Origin of the sequence: Nostoc sp. 2RC (assembly GCF_014222165.1) — a bacterium.
GTDB lineage: Bacteria > Cyanobacteriota > Cyanobacteriia > Cyanobacteriales > Nostocaceae > Nostoc > Nostoc linckia.
The window spans coordinates 21,405-27,404 of sequence record NZ_JACKZU010000061.1 but is presented as its reverse complement, the minus strand read 5'-3'; the positions used below and the strand labels follow the sequence as shown (position 1 = coordinate 27,404).

Sequence of the window (6,000 nt, the reverse complement as noted above, 5' to 3'; positions counted from 1 at the left end):
AAGGGGAAAGGGGAAAGGGGAAAGGGGAAAGGTTTTAAATACATCAGACCTCTTGCACAAGAGTGCTTTTTGCACTTTTGTGGTCAAAGGGATACATCTTTATTGGGGAAAGGGAAAATACCAAACATGCACCTCCTTTCCCCGACTTCTCTTAGAAGTCTATCCTTTACCCCTTACCCCTTAACCTTTTACCAGACCACAAGGGAAGTTCATACTGCTTGTCAAGTATTCATCCGAACATGATATTAGACATCAAAAGATTTTTCCCCCAGTCGCTTCCTGTAGTTTTACAACAGAACAGGGGGAAACAAAAACGTTAAAGGGTAAAGGTTTTTTCTTACCCTTTACCCCTTAAGTTTTTCTCTACTTTTGCAAGAAGTTTATTGCAGTAATTTCTGGAACTGTTTTTGACTACGCACTTTGTGAAAGTCTGGGTCAGTTTTAGCTAATTTTTTATATTTTCCAGGAACAAATTGAATCGCTCGATCTAAGTTTTCAATTGCTAATTCTACATTGCCTTGTAAAGCATAAGCACAAGCTTTGTTGTAATATGCTTGGTGCAAATCTTTTTTGATGGCGATCGCTTGATTATAAGATGCAATTGCTTGTTGATAGCGATGCAATTTTATTAAGGTAATACCCCGGTTAGTTAAAGCTTCATATTTGTTAGGTTTGATGGCGATCGCTTTATCATACGATGCAAGAGCCTCTTTGTAACGTTGTAGAGATGTTAAGGCTATGCCACGGTTATACCAGGCTTCATCTTTGTCAGGCTTGATGGCAATAGCTCGATCGTAAGATGCAATGGCTTCTTGATAGCGATGCAATGATGTTAAAGCTATGCCTCGGTTTATCCAAGCTTCAGGAATCTCAGCTTTCATGGCGATCGCTTTGTCATATACTTGGATTGCATCTTCGTAACGCTGTTTATCTAATAAATCATTGCCTTGAGCAAATAAAACTTCTGCTTTTTGGCTTGCCTTTGCTTCTACAAAAAGCTGGCTTACATTAGTTTCCTGGACTACTTGTCTAGTATTTTCTGTCCATGAATTTGCTCCATTACTACAACCAAATCCAAAGAATACTATTAGGCTAGATGCAACAAATCCGTACCTACAAACCATGCTTTGTCTACAGAACTTATAATTCTGTTATTCAACTTTTGTTATTTTTGAATATTATCAAATGTTTAGTAATTTTTGCTCATTCGGTTCGTAATTTTTTGACAAAAAACTTTTGATGAAAATTTATACTTGTTTTTTGATACCTAGAATAACATATTCAATACACATAAAGCAATTGTTGAATGTAGAGCTTCCTGAGCTATGGCAGGCAACAGGCAATAGGGAAAGAAAGTCTCTTGGTGTCTGGGTTTTATTGTCAATTTATGTCCTCAACTATGCTTCGACTGCGATCGAGGACTTGCAAGTAAAAAAGCATAGAAGACTGTTGCCTGTTGCCTGTTGCCTGTTGCCTACTACACCAATAATTTCAGGAATCAAACTTGATTCCTATAGGACTTACGCAACTGGCATATTATTTGAAGTTTGTAGTTATGACTTTAGTCCTTAAAATAAGGGCTGAAGCCGCTTACTACAAGCAAAAAATAAAATTTTTTGTGACACTTGCGTAAGTCCTGAAATAGATGAAAACGGCTTTAAAAAGCAAAGCTTAAATCATCCCAAATACTGACCCGACAGTAGACTTAATCGAATCTCTTGCGTCCTTCAAAGTTTGACTGATGGGATGCTTTGCCTGCAAAAATACACGGGCACAATTGCGTCCCGGCATTCCAGAAATAGAACCGCCTGGATGAGTTCCTGCGCCAGTGAGAAATAAATTCTCAATTGGGGTTTTGTAATTTGCTATTTCTGGCAAGGGACGGAAAAATACCATTTGATCTAAGGTCATATCGACATGGTAATAATTTCCTTTGTATGCACCTAATCTTTCTCCGAGTTCTGCTGGACTTTCTACACGACGGGCGATAGTTGCATTTTTGACATTCGGCGCATAGTTCGCCAATTTATCAATCACCCTGTCTGCAACTTTGTTTTTCAATTCATCTGTCCAACCAGTGCCTTTTAAACCCGTACCTTCTGCACCAGCAATTTGATAAGGGGCGAAAAACTCAATCCACGCAGTATGTTTACCTGGGGGTGCTAGTGTCGGATCTAAGTAACTGGGTACCACTAGGTACATTGATGGGTCGGTATCAGGAATTTCTCCCAAGGTACATTTACTATGAGCTTGTTCTACATGAGCCACAGAATCTGCAATTAAGATGGAACCAACAAGATATTCATCTTTGTGTTCGTGGTGGGGAAAGTGCAGTGGTTCGTTCAAAGCCAAATCAATTTTGAGGATAGTTTCGTTGTTGTTAACGATGCGGCGTTCTAATCTTTCCCACAAGTCAGGATCGACTCCATCAACTTGGCTTTTATCAGTCATTTGCAAGAATAACCGCTTGGCATCAATATTAGAAATCACGCCATGTCTGGCACGATATTCTTTACCACCACCGACTCGCACGCCTACAGCTTTACCGTCATCAATTAAAACTTTTTCCACGTGTTGGTCTGTGAGAATGACGCCGCCCTTACTTTTGACTAAATTTACCAAAGCTTGTACCAGTGCGCCAGTACCACCACGGGGTCTTGCCATCCCTGGATTATGACGCATTGCCATCATAATTGCACCAATGGCAAGGGTTTTTTGTGATGGTGGCGCACCAAGTTCTGATGCTAGCCTTGCTAGTGGTGCTTTGAGAAATTCTGAGTCAAACCACTCGTTTAGTAAATCTTCACCGCTGGTTAACATGGTGCGAATAAAGTCCAGCGTTTTGTTTGGCGAACCGATGACAGAAAATAAATCTTTGATTTTTGTGATGTCATAGTTACCAAGGATGTCAATAATTGACTTCGGTGGTGCATTAAACATGGGAATCATTGCACCTAAGGCCCTTTGCCAATAATCAACAAATTCCGCATATTTTTTGGCGTCGCGATCGCTATAACGAGCGATTTCTGCACAAGTCTTTTCCACCGACTTATGCCCTAAGAAATATTTGCCATCAGGATGAGGACAGAAAACAACAGGATCGCACTCTAAATAATGCAAACCATATTTTTCTAGTTCTAATTCTTCAACTACTGGCCCTAAGTGAATAAACTCGTGGTCAATAGCGCATAAGTTAAATTTAAATCCAGGAGCTTCTTGTGGTAAACATTCTTCAGTTGTTGCTGCACCGCCTGGAACGGAACGCTTTTCTAGTAACAGGACACTATAACCAGCCTTCAATAAATAAGCTGCACAAACTAACCCATTATGTCCAGCACCAATCAGTACAACATCATACTCTTGCATAGTGGTTACTTTGAAATTAATTAGCTTCATAAAGCTTAAAAATTTTTTGGCAAATTTAAATCACCCATGAGTAACAAAAATTATCTTTAATTAGTGTCAATACTACTAAAGAGGTAATACATCTGATGAGGGTATTTGGTTTACCTGGGCTTCTATCAGAAGTATTAAATTTCCAGTTTCTACTTCTAAATCTTCAATCCGAAATATAATATCGTCCCATTTAAAATATGGTATGCTCATCAAATCTTTGGCTTTGTGCATTAATGCTGTAATTAATTCTATTGAAACACCTGCTCCCTCAGTACACTTAAAGCTCTCCAACATAGCAGGTTGTGAATCTTTGCGGGGACGAGCAATGGCAGTGAAAGCTAAAGGCCGAGTTTTTCCCATTTCCTTTAACAATATCTTTCCTCTGAATTCTATTTTGCCAGCACCAGGTAAATATACCTGAATTTCTTGTGGTTCAAAACTGACAATTTCGCCATCTACATCCAAGTTTAAGTTTCGCATCTGGTTGTCAATAAACTCTGACGATAAAGCGCGGTTTAAATCTGCTTGTGTCAGTGTCATTTTAGCAATGGCATTTACTGGACGATCTAGTTTGATTTCACCGAAAATAGCACTTAGAGGATTAATGGTGAAAGCATCAGTTTGCAGTTTTATTTCTTGTACGCGAATGTCTTTTTGGATAACTAATCCTTCGCCTGTAACCGAAACTCCGTCAGCTTGTCCTTGCACTATTTTCAACAGATCGGTTTGTATGTCTATTTCTATTTGTTCTACTTCATCTAAATTTTTAGATATTCTTCTTTCAACTTCCTGGGATAATAATTTCTCCTCAAATCTATGCTCATCAGGCATAAATTACTAATCTCCTAAATATCCTCATATTGCTTACTGTAAAGGCTGGATACTCAAGAGCGAATCTATATTCAGGTATATGACGGTATAACTAAGGGCAGACAATATGCATTAATATCAACTTAATGTTTCAGTTAATACTAATGAACAATATGTCTACCCTTCAATAAAAATTGAATGTTTTTTTATTTGGGCGTTCCATAATTGCGGGATGATTTGAGAATTTGCATCAAGACATAATCCCCGTGTCACCGTGTCTCCGTGTCCCCGTGTCCCCGTGTCAGCCTAAATCATCCCATTATTAAGCAACGCCTTTATTTGCAAGTCCCTTAATTTTTACCATTCGGCCGCTGAATAATTGTCTCCAAAATTCGCCGCTTGGCTTTGGGATCGATCGCAACTAAGCGCACATATTCACCGCTATATTCTGCCAAAGAAGATTCCAAATTCGATATTGCATCCGATTCGGCATCAATGTGGCTGTTAACACAACTTTGCCAAGAACCTGTACGGAAACGACGCTCATCTACGTGTTCGATACTAATTTTGTAACCTTGAGACAATATTTGGCGGATTTGTGCTTGTGTTTCTAGGCTCAAATGGGTACTTGAGACATTGTGTTTCTGAAAGCCATTAGTTGATGGTTCGCTAGTTGGTGTCACAGCAGGCGGTGGTGCTGGTTGATAACTTCTACCTCGATTCAGTCGATTGTATTCATCAACTAATTTGGAATTTTCCACTCGTTTTTGTTCGCCAACCATCAAGTGGCCGGATTCTATTAGGTGAGACAAGCTGAAATCTGGTTTTTTAAATTGTGGTGGCCCTTCAACGCTATTAACCACGCGTAAGGATACCCGTTCAAAACCGATTTCATGGATGAATTTGCGAATTTGTTCGTCGTAAATCCGCGATCGCAATGCGCTAAAAAAGTCAATGGACTGATTGGCAAAAGTATCAACTAGCTGTTCGACTTCCCGCCGTGAAAGTCCATCAGCTTCAAAAATCCCGCCGACAATTCCCACCTTATCATCTCGGTCTGGTTCCCAATAAAATTTCTCCATCCGTCCATCCCGAATTAACGGTGCATAGAGGGTGGAAAAATCATTACCTGTGACAATAATCGGGACGCGATGTAAAGGTGTAGAGTCATAGCTTCCCGGTAACTGTACATCTGTGGGATTATCGGCAATATTCATCAGGGTGGCATTCACCAACTGTGTATTTACAGTATATTGAGTGCCTTCATCGAAGCGTCCAGCACCCGCATCCAAATCGTTAATCATCAGCACGCACATTTTCCCGCGTACTTTAATCAGTTCTGCTGTTTCCCGGTAGCGCAGCCGAATCAACCGCGCTGGATCTCCTGCGTCTGGACTTTCCAACTCGCCACCAGAAATGAGAGTTACTTCGATACCCATTTTCTCGAAGACTAACTCGCATTGAAAAGACTTACCTTCACCCTTACGTCCATGAATGCCTAAAATTAAAGGTACTCTAACCCCAGGAAGGTTTAAGAAATTTTTCGTGATGTGGACAGCAAGTTTGTCCAAAAATCGGGGAGCAATGTAGTAACTCATGAACCTATGTTATAAATATCTAGCACTTCTAAAGTTAATGTTAAGTTTTTTTGGGTATAGCGATCGCTTTTCGTGGATTATTGATGGCGATCGATTTTTTCACACAATTTGAAACACAGAGATAGGTTTACTCTCTGTCACTGGGAATTATATTCCGTAAGACTGATTCTAAATATAATTACAAACCTACAGAGGT

Annotated in this window: 4 protein-coding genes; all 4 read right to left on the bottom strand. The window is 39.8% G+C overall.

Annotated features, from left to right (window positions below; all coding sequences use genetic code 11):
• Window positions 1-380: 380 nt before the first annotated feature.
• Window positions 381-1,124 (bottom strand): tetratricopeptide repeat protein, encoded by a 744-nt coding sequence (locus GNE10_RS09920; protein ID WP_185565031.1) that lies wholly within the window; start codon window positions 1,122-1,124, stop codon window positions 381-383.
• 547 nt (window positions 1,125-1,671) lie between these two features.
• The gene (crtO, locus tag GNE10_RS09915) at window positions 1,672-3,366 is read right to left on the bottom strand and encodes a beta-carotene ketolase CrtO (RefSeq protein WP_185565033.1); all 1,695 of its coding nucleotides are present in this window, start codon (window positions 3,364-3,366) and stop codon (window positions 1,672-1,674) included.
• Between the two features lie 105 nt (window positions 3,367-3,471).
• Window positions 3,472-4,227 carry a DUF2993 domain-containing protein gene (locus tag GNE10_RS09910; protein WP_185565030.1) on the bottom strand — a complete coding sequence of 252 codons (756 nt, stop codon included), beginning with the start codon at window positions 4,225-4,227 and terminating at the stop codon, window positions 3,472-3,474.
• A gap of 329 nt (window positions 4,228-4,556) precedes the next feature.
• On the bottom strand, window positions 4,557-5,804 hold the full coding sequence (locus GNE10_RS09905) for a ribulose bisphosphate carboxylase small subunit (protein ID WP_099066986.1): 1,248 nt from the start codon (window positions 5,802-5,804) through the stop codon (window positions 4,557-4,559).
• Between the last annotated feature and the right edge of the window lie 196 nt (window positions 5,805-6,000).

Bases quoted from the DNA above. Each gene is read 5' to 3' on its own strand.
- GNE10_RS09920 (WP_185565031.1), bottom strand. From the start codon at position 1,124: ATGGTTTGTAGGTACGGATTTGTTGCATCTAGCCTAATAGTATTCTTT.
- crtO (WP_185565033.1), bottom strand. From the start codon at position 3,366: ATGCAAGAGTATGATGTTGTACTGATTGGTGCTGGACATAATGGGTTA.
- GNE10_RS09910 (WP_185565030.1), bottom strand. From the start codon at position 4,227: ATGCCTGATGAGCATAGATTTGAGGAGAAATTATTATCCCAGGAAGTT.
- GNE10_RS09905 (WP_099066986.1), bottom strand. From the start codon at position 5,804: ATGAGTTACTACATTGCTCCCCGATTTTTGGACAAACTTGCTGTCCAC.